This window comes from Streptomyces solitudinis, assembly GCF_036323765.1.
Lineage (GTDB): Bacteria > Actinomycetota > Actinomycetes > Streptomycetales > Streptomycetaceae > Streptomyces.
Genome location: NZ_JAZDCW010000002.1, coordinates 156,356 through 171,662, shown reverse-complemented (window position 1 = coordinate 171,662; position 15,307 = coordinate 156,356). Strand labels below are relative to the sequence as shown.

At 72.9% G+C, this 15,307-nt stretch carries 9 protein-coding genes; 3 read left to right on the top strand and 6 right to left on the bottom strand.

Going from position 1 to position 15,307, the window contains the following annotated elements; translation table 11 throughout:
* Window positions 1-80: 80 nt before the first annotated feature.
* The 6 genes from V1J52_RS04450 to V1J52_RS04425 form a co-directional block, all read right to left on the bottom strand.
* On the bottom strand, window positions 81-2,672 hold the full coding sequence (locus V1J52_RS04450; RefSeq protein WP_330138819.1) for a glycoside hydrolase family 9 protein: 2,592 nt from the start codon (window positions 2,670-2,672) through the stop codon (window positions 81-83).
* A 425-nt stretch (window positions 2,673-3,097) separates the two neighbouring features.
* Window positions 3,098-3,313, bottom strand: coding sequence for a dodecin (locus V1J52_RS04445; RefSeq protein ID WP_330138255.1), 216 nt, complete (start codon window positions 3,311-3,313; stop codon window positions 3,098-3,100).
* A gap of 174 nt (window positions 3,314-3,487) precedes the next feature.
* Window positions 3,488-5,827 carry a 1,4-alpha-glucan branching enzyme gene (glgB, locus tag V1J52_RS04440; protein ID WP_443075712.1) on the bottom strand — a complete coding sequence of 780 codons (2,340 nt, stop codon included), beginning with the start codon at window positions 5,825-5,827 and terminating at the stop codon, window positions 3,488-3,490.
* Complete coding sequence (locus V1J52_RS04435) at window positions 5,824-7,263, bottom strand: maltokinase N-terminal cap-like domain-containing protein (RefSeq protein WP_330138817.1); 1,440 nt, start codon at window positions 7,261-7,263, stop codon at window positions 5,824-5,826. The genes glgB and V1J52_RS04435 overlap by 4 nt, the downstream gene beginning before the upstream one ends.
* Before the next feature lie 210 nt (window positions 7,264-7,473).
* Window positions 7,474-9,228 carry a maltose alpha-D-glucosyltransferase gene (gene treS / locus V1J52_RS04430; protein ID WP_330138254.1) on the bottom strand — a complete coding sequence of 585 codons (1,755 nt, stop codon included), beginning with the start codon at window positions 9,226-9,228 and terminating at the stop codon, window positions 7,474-7,476.
* A complete protein-coding gene (locus V1J52_RS04425; protein ID WP_330138253.1) occupies window positions 9,215-11,257 on the bottom strand; it encodes an alpha-1,4-glucan--maltose-1-phosphate maltosyltransferase in 2,043 nt (680 codons plus the stop codon). Before V1J52_RS04425 ends, treS begins: the two co-directional genes overlap by 14 nt.
* Window positions 11,258-11,702: 445 nt before the next feature.
* Between V1J52_RS04425 and glgP the strand changes: the two genes are divergently transcribed.
* The 3 genes from glgP (at window position 11,703) to V1J52_RS04410 (ending at window position 15,242) form a co-directional block, all read left to right on the top strand.
* Window positions 11,703-14,261 (top strand): alpha-glucan family phosphorylase, encoded by a 2,559-nt coding sequence (gene glgP, locus V1J52_RS04420; protein WP_330138252.1) that lies wholly within the window; start codon window positions 11,703-11,705, stop codon window positions 14,259-14,261.
* Window positions 14,262-14,434: 173 nt separating this feature from the next.
* Complete coding sequence (locus V1J52_RS04415; protein ID WP_330138251.1) at window positions 14,435-15,091, top strand: HD domain-containing protein; 657 nt, start codon at window positions 14,435-14,437, stop codon at window positions 15,089-15,091.
* A 19-nt stretch (window positions 15,092-15,110) separates the two neighbouring features.
* A complete protein-coding gene (locus V1J52_RS04410) occupies window positions 15,111-15,242 on the top strand; it encodes a hypothetical protein (protein ID WP_330138250.1) in 132 nt (43 codons plus the stop codon).
* Window positions 15,243-15,307: the final 65 nt, after the last annotated feature.

Here is a 15,307-nt window from a genome sequence, read left to right as displayed (position 1 = left end):
GCCGCCCGGGGCCGCGCACGGCGGAGGCCGGGGCCGCCACCGTGGCGGCCCCGGCCTCGCGCGTGAGGTGTCCGACCGGATCAGGGGGTGTCGCAGTCGCCCCCGTTCAGGCTGAACTCCGTCGGGTCGGCGGCGGCTCCCGAGACGGTGCCGTTGAAGCCGAAGCTGGCGCTGGCACCGGGGGCGAGCGTGCGGTTCCAGCTCACCGGCTTGGCGGTGACGTCACGCCCCGACTGGGTGATCTGCGCGTTCCAGTGGTGCGTGACCCGCTGCCCGTCGGCGTAGGACCAGGTCAGCTCCCAGCCGTCGACCGCGCTCGTGCCGGTGTTCTTCACCGTCACGTTGGAGGTGAAGCCGCCGTTCCAGCGGTTCGAGGAGAACGTCACCTCGCAGGCGGCGGGCTCCGGGTCACCGGGGTCGCCCGGGTCACCGGGGTCGCTCGGGTCGCCGGTGCCGAGGTCGTCCAGGTAGGAGGCGATCCAGGCCAGCGGCGCGTTCCAGTTGATGGTGATCTCGTTCGTCGCCCACGACTCGATGTGGTCGACGTAGCACATCGCCGGTGCGCAGCCCTGGAGCATGTCCTGCGCGATCGGGTCGTCGATGCTGACGTTCGGACCGCCGGCGACGGAGCCGGGGGCCGGGTTGGGCAGGCTCGCGTCGAGCTGGTTCGCCCAGAACCGGTGGTGCTGGTTCTTCGAGTCGCGCTCGCCGTAGCCGGTGACGTAGGACTGGTTGAGCGGGTTGCGGCCCAGCAGGTAGTCCATGCCGCGCAGCACCGCGTCCCGGTAGTCGCTCTCGCCGGTCAGGTCGTGGGCGGTGGCCAGGACGACCATGTTGTTGAGCACCTGGCTGTTCGAGCCCCAGACGTAGTTCATCCCGGAGGGCGCGTAGGGCAGGCCGTAGGCCATGGCGTCGGAGTCGGCCGCGAAGCCGTCGGCCGCCTCGGTGACCATGTCCCGGACGCCGTCGAGCTGCGCGTCCGTCATCTCGTTGGGCACCGTGGCCAGCGTCAGGGCGCCGAGCCCCGAGGTCGCGCCCCAGGAGATGCCGCCGCGCGGGAAGACGGCGTCGGTGTCGCCGTGCAGCTCGGAGTCCAGAATCGCCTGGCGGAAGGTCTCGTCACCGGTGGTGGTGAACAGTTCGGCCGCCGCCCAGTAGAACTCGTCCCGCACGTCGCCGTCGCTGTAGGCACCGCCGCCCACGCCGTCGTTCGGGTCGGCGTACACCTCCGGGTTCGCCTGCGCCGCCGCCCACGCCGTGCGGGCCGTGTCCAGGCACGTGGCGGCGAAGTCCGCGTCGTAGGGCTCGAAGAGCCGGGCGCACTGGGCCCCGGTCGCGGCGACGTTCAGCGTCGCCGCGGTGGACGCCGGGTGCAGCTCACGCGGCTGCGGGTCCTCGTGCGGCAGCAGCGGCAGACCGGTCCACGCCCGGTCGTGGATCTTGTGGTGGACCATGCCGGCCAGCGGCTCGCCCTCGGGCACCTGCATGCGCATGAGGAAGTCCATCTGCCAGCGGACCTCGTCCAGGATGTCCGGCGTGCCGTTGCCGTGCTCGGGCACCCGCAGCCGGCCGTCGCCGAGCGGCTCGCCGTCGGCGCCGTCGACGGTCAGCGTGCGCTCGTAGGAGGACATCAGCTGGGCGACGGATATGCCGCCGTTGACCACGTACTTGCCGTGGTCGCCCGCGTCGTACCAGCCGCCGGAGACGTCGAGGCGGTAGTCGCACACGCCGGGCTGGCAGGGCACGCTCAGGTCGCCCTGGTTGGGTGCCACGCCCACGTGGCCCGCGGGGCGCGCGTACTCCTCGCCGACGAGGTCGCCGTCGATCTCGATGCCGCTGCGGTTGTGGTAGAAGTACGCGAGCGCGTCGGTCCGCAGCGGTTCGTAGAGGTCGGAGCCGAGCGAGAACGGCTCGCTCGTCTGCCCGTCGACCGTGACGGTGTACCCGTCACCGGCTTCCGTCACGTTGCTGAAGTCGAAGGTGTGGACGTTCTGCCGCGAGGTGGGGTCCACGCCCTCGGGGGTCGTGGTGCCGCTGGCCGCCTCGCTCCCGTCCGCAGCGTTCACCGTCCAGGTCAGCGGCGTGGTCGCGTCGGTGACGACGGTGCCGCTCTTGGGGCCGTGGGTGAGGTAGCCGACCTGGTTGACGCGGACCGGCGAGCCGGTGTCCGGTTCGTACACGGGCGGTTCGGCGCCGCCGCGCAGCGACACGTCGTCGAGGCAGAAGGTGGTCGGCTCCGCGCTGCCGCCGACCTGGAAGACGAGCTGCGCCGCCTCGTGGTCGGCGCCCGCGGTGAAGACGTGTTCGAAGGTCGTCGGCTCCGCGCCGAGCCGGTCGTTCGCGGACAGCTCCGCCGTCCACGGGTCGGCGGCCATCTGGGCCAGCGTCCGCACGGTGATGGGCGCCGTGCTGCTGGCCGAGTAGCTGAGCGTGTAGCTCTCCCCCGCGGTGAGCGGGAGGTCGTCGTGGCCGACGATGGCGTCCCAGGGGTTGGTGAGGTCACCCGGGATGTCGGCGCACAGGCGTCCGTCCACCACGGCGCCTTCGGTGTTCTCGGTCCACCACCAGGGGGCGGTGCCGCTGTCGAAGGACCCGTTGGAGATCAGCTCGGGGCCTTCGGCCGCGGGGGCGGCGGGCTGCGCCACGGCGGGCGCGGTGACGCTCGCGGCCACCAGCCCGGCCAGCGCGAGGGCGCCGACCAGGCGGGGACGGCGGAGTCTGCCGCGGTGCGCGTGCCCGGCGCCTCGCGGCTCCGGGTGTGCACGGGACGGACGAGGAGTCACGGCTCGGTCCTTCCGGCGAATGTGGGGATGGGGGTGGGAGGTGCCGGGACGGTCCGAACGGCAACAGCCGCCCCGGCTGTGGGAGCGCTCCCACATGCATCCTGGGGGGCCGCCGGTCATGGGTCAAGAGGTATGACAACAGTGCGTGGCTCCCTGTACCCGCCACGCGTCCGGCCGCGCCGCGCCGCCCGGCCGTCCCGCCCCGCGGCGACGGGCCCCCGGCCCGCGCCTCTCCCGCCCCCGCCCCGGCCCTCCCGCTCCGCGACGGCGCGGGCCCCCCGGGCTCCGCGCCGTTACCGCGGGCGGGCGCCGGTTCAGCCCGCGTCGTCGAGCCGGAAGCCCACCTTCAGGCCCACCTGGAAGTGGGCGACCCGGCCGTCCTCGATGTGCCCGCGCACCTGGGTCACCTCGAACCAGTCGAGGCCGTGCAGCGTCTGCGCCGCGCGCCCGACGCCGTTGCGGATCGCCGCGTCCAGGCCCTCGTGCGAGGTGCCGACGATCTCCGTCACCCGGTAGGTGTGCTCGCTCATGGCCGTCTCCCTGCAGTGTGGGCACCGTGCTCTCTCCACTTCCACGGTGCCCCAGCGGCCCCCGGGCCGCGAGCGGGCGGCCGGGGGGCTGCCCGGGGGCCGCCGGGGCCGCCGGGGCCGCCGGGGCCGCCGGGGCCGCCGGGGCGGGGCCGGACGCGGGCCGCCCGGCCGGGGTCAGGCCGGGCGCAGCCACACCGTCGCCAGCGGCGGCAGCGTCAGGCCGACGCTGACGGGGCGGCCCTGCGCGGTGACGGCCTCGCTCTTGACCGGCTCCGGGTTGTGCACCCCCGAGCCGCCGTACCGGGCCGCGTCGGTGTTCAGCACCTCGCGCCACGCGGGGACGCCCTCGGGCACGCCCAGCCGGTAGCCGTGCCGCACCACCGGGCAGAAGTTGCTGACCGCCAGCAGCGGGGAGCCGTCGGCGGCGAAGCGCAGGAACGCGAAGACGTTGTCCTCCCGCGCGTCCGCCTCCACCCAGGCGAAGCCGGAGGGGTCGGTGTCCTGCTCCCACAGCGCGGGAGTCTCCAGGTAGCGGGCGTTGAGGTCGGCCACCAGATCACGGACGCCGCGGTGGTCGCCCTGGGCGGAGTAGGCCGGGTCCAGCAGCCACCAGTCGGGTCCGTGGCTCTCCGACCACTCGGCGCCCTGGGCGAACTCCTGTCCCATGAACAGCAGTTGCTTGCCGGGATGCGCCCACATGTAGCCGAGGTAGGCACGGTGGCCCGCGCGCTGCTGCCACCAGTCGCCCGGCATCTTCGACACCAGGGAGCCCTTGCCGTGCACGACCTCGTCGTGCGAGATGGGCAGGACGTAGTTCTCCGAGTAGGCGTACACCATCGAGAACGTCATCTCGTCGTGGTGGTACCTGCGGTGCACGGGCTCCTTGGCGACGTACTCCAGGGAGTCGTGCATCCAGCCCATGTTCCACTTCAGCCCGAATCCGAGCCCGCCGAAGCCGTGCCCGCCGCTGTGGTGGGTGGGCCGGGTCACGCCGTCCCAGGCGGTGGACTCCTCGGCGACGGTGACGACGCCGGGGCAGCGGCGGTAGACGGTCGCGTTCATCTCCTGGAGGAACCGCACCGCGTCCGGGTTCTCCCGGCCGCCGTGCTCGTTGGGCGTCCACTGGCCCTCCTCGCGGGAGTAGTCCAGGTAGAGCATGGAGGCGACGGCGTCCACCCGCAGCCCGTCGATGTGGAACTCCTCGCACCAGTACACCGCGTTGGCGACGAGGAAGTTGCGCACCTCCGGGCGGCCGTAGTCGAACTCCAGCGTCCCCCAGTCCGGGTGCTCGGCCCGCAGCGGGTCCGGGTGCTCGTACAGGGGCGGGCCGTCGAAGCGGGCCAGGGCCCAGTCGTCCTTGGGGAAGTGCGCGGGCACCCAGTCCATCAGCACCCCGATGCCCGCCCGGTGCAGGGCGTCCACCAGGTACCGGAAGTCGTCCGGGGTGCCGAGCCTCGCGGTGGGGGCGTAGTAGCCGGTGACCTGGTAGCCCCACGAGCCGCCGAACGGGTGCTCCATGACGGGCAGCAGCTCCACGTGCGTGAAGCCCAGCTCACTGACGTAGGCGGGGAGCTGTTCGGCCAGCTCCCGGTAGCCCAGCCCGGGCCGCCACGAGGTGAGGTGCACCTCGTAGACGGAGAACGGCGCGGCGTGCACCGGGCGTTCGGCGCGCCGGGCCAGCCACTCCCCGTCCCCCCACGTGTAGGCCGAGCGGGTGATGACGGAGGCGGTGGCCGGCGGGCACTCGGTGCGCCGGGCCATGGGGTCGGCGCGCAGGCTGTGGCTGCCGTCGGGGCGGCAGACGTCGAACTTGTAGCGGGCGCCCTCGCCGACGTCCGGCAGGAACACCTCCCACACGCCGCTCGCGCCCAGTGAGCGCATGGGGAAGCCCGTCCCGTCCCAGTGGTTGAAGTCCCCGGCGACCCGCACCCCCCGGGCGTTCGGCGCCCAGAGCGCGAAGCGGGTCCCGGCGACGCCGTCGTGGACGGTGGGGTGGGCGCCCAGCGCCCGCCACAGCTCCTCGTGGCGGCCCTCGCGGAGAAGGTGCAGATCGAGGTCGCCCAGGGTCGGCAGGAACCGGTAGGGGTCCTCGGTCTCCAGCACGGTGTCACCGTCGTAGGCCACGCGCAGCCGGTAGCCGGGCACGGAGCCACCGCGCAGCCCCTCCGCGGGCGGGAGCAGCGCGGCGAACAGGCCGTCGCCCTCGTCGTGCAGCCGAGCCGTGCGGCCGTCCGCGAGGCGGGCGGTGACCGACCTGGCGTACGGCCGCAGCGCGCGCAGCAGCAGGCCGCCGTCCACGGGGTGCGCGCCCAGCAGGCCGTGCGGGTCGTGGTGGGCACCGGAGAGCAGGCGGCCCCGGTCGGCGTCGGACAGCGCCGGTGCGGGCAGGACGGCCAGCGCCGCGGCCTCCTCCTCCCGGGCCTCCCGCGCCGCGCCGGGGGCCGGGCGGCGCGGTGCGGGCGCCGAGGGCGGGGCGGCGCGGAAGGTGTCGGGTACCTCGGGGCGGGGCGTCACGGGGCGGTCCTCCTCGGGGATTGCGGCGCCTGCGCGAGGCGGCGGATCGCGGCCAGCGGGATGGGGAGCCAGGCGGGGCGGTGGTGGGCTTCGTAGAGCACCTCGTAGACGGCCTTGTCCGTCTCGTAGGCGCGCAGCAGGGTGGCGTGCTCGCGCGGATCGGTGCCGCCGCCCGCGGCGTAACCGGCGCAGAACGCGTCCCGGTTGGCCTGCGCCCAGCTCCGGGCGAAGTCCCCGGCCCCGTCCTGACAGGCGGCGTAGTCGAAGGAGCGGAGCATGCCGGCGACGTCCTGGAGCACCGGCTGCGGGCGGCGGCGCTCGTCGAGCCGCTTGGCCGGTTCGCCCTCGAAGTCGATGAGGGACCAGCCTCCGTCCCGGCCCCGGCCCCGGCCCCGGCCGGCGGTCGCGGTGCGCAGCACCTGCCCGAGGTGCAGGTCGCCGTGGATGCGCTGGACGGGGTGGCCCTCACCGGCGCGGGCCAGCTCCTCGACGGCCGCGTACGCCTCGCGCAGCCCGGCGCGGTACGGCCGCAGCTGGGGGACGGCGTCGCAGGCCAGCTTGAGCCGTCCCGCCATGTCCTCGGCGAGCGCGGCGAGCGGTTCGCCGCGCAGGACGGAGGTGGGCAGCGCCGCGGCGAGCGCGGTGTGCACCTCGGCGGTGGCCCGTCCCAGCGCGTGCGCGGCGCCGGTGAAGTCGGCCCTGCGGTGCAGGGCGTGCAGCGCGAGCCGCCAGCCGTCGCTGCTGCCCGTCAGGTAGGGCTGGAGCACGCCGAGGGTGAGGGGGTCCGCCGCGCTCGCCTCGAACCAGGCGACCGGCGCGGGCACCCGGTCGCAGCCGGTGCGGGCCAGGGCGAGCGGCAGCTCCAGGTCGGGGTTCACGCCGGGGCTGACCCGCCGGAACAGCTTGAGGATGAACGTATCTCCATAGACGATGGACGAGTTCGACTGCTCGGCACGCAGCGGGCGGGCCCGCAGTCCGCCGGGCAGGGCGCAGCCGGGTTCGCGGGTGAACCGCAGGGCGCCGAGGCGGCCCGGGGTGCGCAGCCGTTCCAGGAGCACGCCGGTGAGCCGTTCGTCGGGCACGGCGTCGTACACGGCGAGTCCGCGCAGCGGCCCCCGGGCGGGGCGGCCGATGAGGGTGGGGGCCAGCGGCGGCGGCATCACCGGGCGTACGCCGAGCAGGAGTTGGTAGCAGTCGACGGTCTCGGCCTGGCGGGCTTCGAGCAGCAGGTGCAGCAGCCCCGGCCCGGCGCCCGCGCAGGGCAGCAGCTCGGTGGCGGCGGACAGGGTCAGGCCGTCCAGGGGACGGCCCTTGCCCGCGAACCAGCGTTGCCGTGGCAGCCACCGGGTCAGCATGGGGGCGAGCGAGCGCAGCAGCTCGGTGGCCGCCGGGCCGCCGGGCGGCCCGGTGACGCGGGGCGAGGAGCTGTCCGGCATGGCGGTCATGGCTTCCTTCCCCCGGGCACACGAAATGTACGCAGAGTGTCCCGGATGGCGGCAGTGGCTGTCCGGCTGTGCGGTACGTGTTGGAGGGAGATCGTTCGTGCGGCGGTGGCGCGCTGGGCCGCACGGGTGTCTGTACGTGTGCCCACGGCGGCCCGGGTGTAACCTGCCGGGCCGTCGTGGCGCGCACACGGGCCGGTGCGCCTAGCCGGCCGGCGCCGCGGGCGCCGCCGGGGCGGCGGGCGCGGTGGGCTGTTTGCGCAGCCGGAACCAGTAGAAGCCGTGCCCGGCCAGCGTCAGCAGGTACGGCAGCTCGCCGATGGCGGGGAAGCGCACCCCGCCGATCAGCTCCACCGGGTGCAGACCGCGCCAGGTCCGCAGATCGATCTCGGTGGGCTGCGGGAAGCGGGAGAAGTTGTTGACGCACATCACGATGTCGTCCTCGCCGCTGGGCAGCCGCACCTCCCGCAGGAAGGCCAGCACCGCCGGATTGGAGGAGGGCAGTTCGGTGTACTGGCCCAGCCCGAACGCCGGGTTCTGCTTGCGGATCTCCACCATCCGCCGCGTCCAGTGCAGCAGGGACGAGGGCGAGCTCATCGACGCCTCGACGTTGCTGACCTGGTAGCCGTAGACCGGGTCCATGATGGCGGGCAGGAACAGCCGCCCGGGGTCACAGGAGGAGAAGCCCGCGTTCCGGTCCGGAGTCCACTGCATCGGCGTGCGCACCGCGTCCCGGTCGCCGAGCCAGATGTTGTCGCCCATGGCGATCTCGTCGCCGTAGTACAGGATCGGCGAGCCGGGCAGGGAGAGCAGCAGCGCGGTGAACAGCTCGATCTGGTTGCGGTCGTTGTCCAGCAGCGGGGCCAGCCGCCGCCGGATGCCGATGTTGGCCCGCATGCGCGGGTCCTTGGCGTACTCGGCGTACATGTAGTCGCGCTCTTCGTCCGTCACCATTTCGAGGGTCAGCTCGTCGTGGTTGCGCAGGAAGATGCCCCACTGGCAGCCCGAGGGGATGGCCGGTGTCTTGGCCAGGATCTCCGAGACGGGGTAGCGGGACTCCCGGCGGACGGCCATGAAGATGCGCGGCATCACCGGGAAGTGGAACGCCATGTGGCACTCGTCGCCGCCCTTGGCGTAGTCGCCGAAGTAGTCGACGACGTCCTCCGGCCACTGGTTGGCCTCCGCCAGCAGCACGGTGTCGGGATAGTGGGCGTCGATCTCGGCGCGGACCCGCTTGAGGAAGTTGTGCGACTGCGGCAGGTTCTCGCAGTTCGTGCCCTCCTCGGCGTACAGGTAGGGCACGGCGTCCAGCCGGAATCCGTCGATGCCCAGATCCAGCCAGAACCGCAGGGCGGAGATCATCTCCTCCTGCACCATCGGGTTCTCGTAGTTGAGGTCGGGCTGGTGGGAGAAGAACCGGTGGAAGAAGTACTGCTTGCGCACCGGGTCGAAGGTCCAGTTGGACGCCTCGGTGTCGACGAAGATGATCCGCGCGTCGGCGTACCGCTTGTCGTCGTCCGCCCAGACGTAGTAGTCCCCGTAGGGCCCGTCCGGGTCGGAGCGGGACTGCTGGAACCACTCGTGCTGGTCGCTGGTGTGGTTCATCACCATGTCGATGATGACCCGGATGCCGCGCTGGTGCGCCGCGTCGACGAACTCCACGAAGTCGGCGAGGTCGCCGAACTCCGGGAGCACCGAGGTGTAGTCGGACACGTCGTACCCGCCGTCGCGCAGCGGTGACTTGAAGAACGGCGGCAGCCACAGGCAGTCGACGCCCAGCCATTGCAGGTAGTCGAGCTTGGCGGTGAGGCCCTTCAGATCGCCGACGCCGTCACCGTTGCTGTCCTGGAACGAACGCACCAGGACCTCGTAGAAGACCGCGCGCTTGAACCACTCGGGGTCGCGGTCCTTGGCGGGCGTGTCCTCGAAGGTGTCGGGGACGGGCTCATTGACGCTCATCGTTGGGTGACCCTCCGGTCGGTGAGGACGGTCGCAGGGTCAGGACGTGCGCCGGAGCCGGCGAGCCGGCTCGGCCGGGCTCCAGCCGCACGTAGTTGTCCCTGCCCCAGTGGTAGGTCTCGCCGGTGAGCTCGTCGCGCACCGGGAAGGTCTCGGCGCCACGTTCCTGCGCCTCGGTGAGGCCGAGCTTCCCCATGTCCAACGACACGGTGGCTTCGTGGGTGTGGTGCGGATCGAGGTTCACCACGACCAGCACTGAGTCGGCGTAGGGCGCTGTGCTGCGCTTGGAGTACGCGATGATCTGGTCGTTGTCCGTGTGGTGGAAGTGCAGCGAGCGGAGCTGCTGGAGCGCGGGGTGCCGCCGGCGCAGCCGGTTGAGCGTGGTGATGAGCGGGGCGATCGAGCGGCCCTCACGTTCGGCCGCCGCCCAGTCGCGCGGGCGCAGCTCGTACTTCTCGGAGTCCGCGTACTCCTCGCTGCCCTCGCGCACGGGGGTCGCCTCGCACAGCTCGTAGCCCGCGTACACCCCCCAGGTGGGGGAGAGGGTGGCGGCCAGCACCGCCCGTGCCTCGAAGGCGGCCCGCCCGCCGTGCTGGAGGTAGGCGTGCAGGATGTCGGGCGTGTTGACGAAGAGGTTCGGGCGCATGTAGGCGGCGGCCTGCCCGGTCAGCTCGGTGAGGTACTCGGTCAGCTCCTGCTTGGTGTTGCGCCAGGTGAAGTAGGTGTAGGACTGCTGGAAGCCGACCTGCGCGAGCGCGTGCATCATCGCGGGCCGGGTGAACGCCTCGGCCAGGAAGATGACGTCGGGGTCGGTGCGGTTGATCTCGGTGATCACCTTCTCCCAGAAGCGGACGGGCTTGGTGTGCGGGTTGTCCACCCGGAAGATCCGCACCCCCCGCTCCATCCAGAACCGCAGGAGGCGCAGCGTCTCGGCGACCAGGCCCCGGTACGCCTTGAGGCCGTTGTCGAAGTGGATCGGGTAGATGTCCTGGTACTTCTTCGGCGGGTTCTCGGCGAAGGCGATCGTGCCGTCCCCCCGGCGGCGGAACCACTCGGGGTGCTCGGTGACCCAGGGGTGGTCGGGGGACGCCTGGAGGGCGAAGTCGAGCGCGACCTCCATCCGCAGGCTCCGGGCCGTCTCGACGAAGTGCGCGAAGTCCGCGAACGTGCCCAGGTCCGGGTGGAGGGCGTCGTGGCCGCCCTCCGGCGAGCCGATGGCCCACGGCGAGCCCACGTCGTGCGGCCCGGCGTCCAGGCTGTTGTTGCGGCCCTTGCGGAACGCGGTGCCGATCGGGTGGACGGGCGGCAGGTACACCACGTCGAAGCCCATCGCGGCCACGGCCGGGAGCCGTTCGGCGGCCGTGCGCAGCGTGCCGGGGACCGGCGGGCCGTCCCCGGTCACGACGGCGCCCTCCGAGCGCGGGAACAGTTCGTACCAGGAGCCGAACAGGGCGCGGCGCCGCTCGACCTGCACCGGCATCGAGCGGGAGGCGGTCACCAGCTCGCGCAGCGGATGCCGCGCCAGCACCGCCGTCAGCTCCGGGTGCAGGGCGGCGGCCAGCCGGGCGGCGTCCGGCGCGCCGGTGTCCCGCAGGGCGTCGGCGGCCTCCAGCACGACGGCACGGCCCTCGTCCTTGGGCACCTCGCCCGCGGCCTTCTCCAGCAGCGCGGCGCCCTCGGTGAAGGTCAGCTCCGTGTCCACACCGGCCGGGATCTTCAGGCCCGCGTGGTGGCGCCAGGTCGCCACCGGATCGCTCCACGCCTCGACGACGAAGGTCCACCGGCCCTCGGCGTCGACGGTGACCTCGGCACCCCACCGGTCGGTGCCGGGGGCCAGCTCGCGCATGGGGGTCCACGGCCCGGTCCGTCCGCTCGGGTCGCGCAGCACCACGTTGGCGTTCACCGCGTCGTGCCCTTCCCGGAAGACGGTGGCGGACACCTGGAAGGACTCTCCCACCGCTGCTTTGGCGGGCCGCCGCCCGCAGTCGACGAGCGGCTGGACGTCCAGGACGGGAATACGACCGATCATGGGTTCTCACCTGTGGTCGAACGGAGTGGTTTTGTACTTTGTATCCGTTTTTCAACGGCGGGGGGATGTGCGGGCATGACCGCTCCTGTCCGCGTTCACTCGGCTGGGGGTCTCGTCGCGCAGGGGAGTTACCTGCCCAGGCTCAGGGGGGCGGATGCCACGCCCAGGTGAACTACTCGTAGGTAGCCGCGCGGTCGTGCTGACCGGCGCATGCGGGGCGCACGGAAGCGGCGCGCCCGGCCGCAGCGCGGAATCACCCGTCGTACAGCAGTTCAGTTCCGGTGTGTTGACGTCCCGTCGGACGCGGCGGTGCGCCCGGCGCGCGCGCACCCCTGCGGACACCCGGGGAGCGGGGACGGCGCGCGGGCGGCGCGCGCGGAGGTGACACGCAGGGAAACGCCGCGAACGGCGCCGGGCGCCGCCCGGGCGCGGCTACCTTCGAGGGGTGAAGGCCATCCGTCGATTCTCCGTGCGTCCCGTCCTTCCCGAGCCCCTACGACCCCTCAGCGACCTGGCGCGGAACCTGCGCTGGTCCTGGCACCCCGACACCCGAGAGCTGTTCCGGTACGTCGACCCCGAGGGCTGGCGGGCGGCCGGCGGCGACCCGCTGCGGCTGCTCGGTTCCGTCCCGGCCGGCCGGCTCGCCGAGCTGGCCCGGGACCGCCGCTTCCTGCGCCGCCTCACCGTGGGCGCGGGTGACCTCGGCGACTACCTGACCGAACCGCGCTGGTATCAGAGCGCGGACGACGGCCTGCCCGCCGCCGTCGCCTACTTCTCGCCCGAGTTCGGCATCACCGCCGCCCTGCCCCAGTACTCCGGCGGCCTCGGCATCCTCGCCGGGGACCACCTCAAGGCCGCCAGCGACCTCGGCGTCCCCCTCGTCGGCGTCGGCCTGCTCTACCGGCACGGGTACTTCCGCCAGTCGCTCTCCCGGGACGGCTGGCAGCAGGAGAGCTACCCCGTGCTCGACCCGGACGAGCTGCCGCTCGAACTCCTGCGCGAGCAGGGCGGGACGCCGGTCACCGTCGTCCTCGCGCTGCCCGGCGGCCGCACCCTGCACGCCCACGTCTGGCTCGCCCGCGTCGGACGCGTCCCGCTGCTCCTGCTCGACTCGGACGTGGAGGAGAACGCCCCGGCCGAGCGGAACGTCACCGACCGGCTCTACGGCGGCGGCCGGGAGCAGCGGCTCCTCCAGGAGATGCTCCTCGGCATCGGCGGCGTCCGCGCCGTGCGCGCCTACTGCCGCCTGACCGGCCACCCCGCCCCGGAGGTGTTCCACACCAACGAGGGACACGCGGGCCTCCTCGGCCTGGAACGCATCCGGGAGCTGTGCGCGGACGGGCTGGAGTTCGGCGCCGCCCTGGAGGCCGTCCGGGCCGGCACCGTCTTCACCACCCACACCCCCGTGCCCGCGGGCATCGACCGGTTCGACCGCGACCTCGTCTCCCGCTACTTCGGCGACGACGGCGAGCTGCCCGGCATCGGCGCCGAACAGGTCCTGGGCCTGGGCACCGAGAGCCCGCCCGAGGGCGACCCCGGCCTGTTCAACATGGCCGTCATGGGCCTGCGCCTGGCCCAGCGCGCGAACGGCGTCTCCACCCTGCACGGCGACGTCAGCCGCCGCATGTTCTCCGGTCTGTGGCCGGGCTTCGACGCGGCCGAGGTGCCCATCACCTCCCTCACCAACGGCGTCCACGCCCCCACCTGGACCGCCCCCGAGGTCACCGAGGAGGCGCCCCGCCTGTCCGACTCCGACCTGTGGGACCTGCGCCGCGGCCTGCGCGAGCAGCTCGTCGGCGAGGTGCGGCAGCGGCTCTACGACGCCTGGCGCGAACGGGGCGCGGGCCACGCCGAACTGGGCTGGGTGGACGGCGTCCTGGACCCCGACGTGCTCACGATCGGCTTCGCCCGCCGCGTCCCGTCCTACAAGCGGCTCACCCTCATGCTGCGCGACCGCGACCGGCTGCGGAACCTGCTGCTCCACCCGGAGCGGCCCGTCCAGCTCGTCGTCGCGGGCAAGGCCCACCCGGCCGACGACGGCGGCAAGCGGCTCATCCAGGAACTCGTCCGCTTCGCCGACGACCCGCGGGTGCGGCACCGGATCGTGTTCCTGCCCGACTACGGCATGGGCATGGCCCGGAAGCTCTACCCCGGCTGCGACGTGTGGCTCAACAACCCGCTGCGCCCGCTGGAGGCGTGCGGCACCAGCGGCATGAAGGCCGCGCTGAACGGCGGCCTCAACCTGTCGGTGCTGGACGGCTGGTGGGACGAGTGGTACGAGCCCGACTTCGGCTGGGCCATCCCCACCGCCGACGGCCCGGCTGACGACGGCAGCCCGGCGGACGGCGCCGACCGGCGCGACGCCATCGAGGCCGCCGCCCTCTACACGGTCCTGGAGGAGCAGGTCGCCCCCTGCTTCTACGACCGCCCCGAACGCTGGCTCCAGATGGTCCGGGCCACCCTCACCCGGCTCGGTCCCAAGGTGCTCGCCGACCGCATGGTCCGCGACTACGTGCGGCGCCTGTACGCGCCGGCCGCCCGCGCCCACCGCGCGATGGACCCGGACGCCGCCCGGGAACTGGCCGCTTGGAAGACGCGGGTGCGCGCCGAGTGGAGCCACGTCGCCGTGGACCACGTCGAGGCCGCCGGTCCCGCCTCCGGCTCCCTGGAGCTGGGCGGCTGCCTCACCCTGCGGGTCCGGGTCCGGCTCGGCGCGCTGGAGCCGGGCGAGGTGGAGGTGCAGGCCGTCACCGGCCGGGTGGACCGCACCGACACCATCACCGATCCGGAGACGGTCGTGCTCAAGCCCGCCGGCGGGGCCGACCTCGCGGGCTGCCGGCTCTACGAGGGCGAGCTGGCCCTCGACCGGACCGGGCCGTTCGGCTACACCGTCCGCGTCCTGCCCGCGCACCGGCTCCTGGCGGGCGCCGCCGAACTGGGACTGGCCGTCGTGCCGCCCGGCACCGCGGCGTCCGACGAGGCCGCGGGCGTGCTCCTGCGCTGACCGGCGCGCCCGGCGGGCGGCCCCGGGGCCCGGGGCCGCCCGCCGGGTCCCGTGCAGGGAGCGCGGGATCCTGAGCACGAGTTCCTGCAGCGATGTCGGAATTCGCGTGTGATGAGCACTGCTCGTGTCCGCTGATCATGAGCGCACGCATGAAACCCTTCAAGGAGCCTGCCATGCCCAACGATGACTCCCCCCTGCTCGCCGAATCGGTCCAGCAGCCCGACGGCACCCCGGAAAGGCTGCGCCGCCAGATCGACTTCATCATCGAGGTGGACCGGCTCAAGGACGTCTTCCGGCAGAGTCCGCTGCTGGCCGCGAACCGCAAGGAGAACGACGCCGAGCACTCCTGGCACCTCGCTTTGATGACCCTGGTACTCGCCGAATACGCAGACGAACCCATCGACACAAGCAAGGTTCTCGCCCTCGTCGTACTCCACGACCTGGTAGAGATCTACGCAGGGGACACATTCCTGTACGACACAGCAGCTGCCGCCGATCAGGAGGCACGAGAGCAACAGGCGGCGGACAAGCTCTTCGCGCTCCTGCCCTTCGACCAACGAGACCACTTCCGGTCCTTGTGGGACGAGTTCGAGGAACGCAGCACGCCCGAAGCCCGTTTCGCCAAGGCGATGGACCGGCTCCAGCCCCTGCTGCTCAACTACGGCAACCGCGGCGGGACTTGGCGCACCCCGGGAGTCACCGAGAAGGACGTGCTCGCCCGCAAGTCCGTGATCAAGGATGCGTCCGTAGACCTCTGGCAGTATGCACAGGAACTGATCCACACGGGAGCCGCCAACGGCTGGGTCCCCCGCGCCGATCCCAGCACCTGAGGAGACTCCAAGCCTCTCGGTGACTCTTCAGCCCCACCAGCGCCAGCAGACACTCCGGCGGACGCGCCTTGAGGAAGCCGGACTGGGTGACGAGGCCGAGGGCCTGCGGCAGCTCTGCGACATCCGCGACGAGCACGGACCGGGCAGCTGATCACCTTCGTCTCCGCCCACCGGTACGAGATGAGACCCAGCTCCTGCTGGCCGAGGGCGCCAGGC